The organism is Micromonospora sp. DT81.3, from assembly GCF_049847225.1.
Classification (GTDB): domain Bacteria; phylum Actinomycetota; class Actinomycetes; order Actinomycetales; family Microbacteriaceae; genus Microbacterium.
Window position 1 is genome coordinate 1 of record NZ_JBNCNY010000051.1, and the last position, 497, is coordinate 497.

Annotated in this window: 1 pseudogene; it reads left to right on the forward strand. The window is 67.4% G+C overall.

Features of this window, described 5'->3' with window-relative positions:
• Positions 1-270: pseudogene (locus tag ACPW96_RS23295) on the forward strand (hypothetical protein); the annotation flags it as partial.
• Positions 271-497 lie beyond the last annotated feature (227 nt).

Sequence of the window (497 nt, forward strand, 5' to 3'; positions counted from 1 at the left end):
ATCACCAAGACCGGGAACGGCCACGCTCGTCGTCTGCTGGTGGAAGCGGCCTGGCATCACCGCCCCCGCTACCGGGTCGGCGCCGTCATGCAGCAACGATGGGAACATGCTTCCGTCGCTGCCCGTGCTCGTGGCGACCTCGGCAACCGGCGCCTCCACGACCGGTGGGTGCGCTTCATCGAGCGCCGCAAACGACCCACCATCGCCAACATCGCCGTCGCCCGGGAACTGGCCGGCTGGTGCTGGTCCCTGGCCGTCATGGACGACTGAGTCCTCGAGCTGCTTCGCGATCCCGATGGCCGGTGGCAGCGCGAGGAGCGACCCGCGACACTCCTATGAGCAGCCGGCGTTTCCAAGCCGGTGACGCTCGATGCTAGACACGCGGTCCCGCTCCTGCCGAAGAACCGTCCTGCGGTAACCAACCCGCGAATATCAGACTGACCGCGCGTCGCAACGACACGCTCACCAACCAGCCGATCACGAAGCAAGAGGCGCCG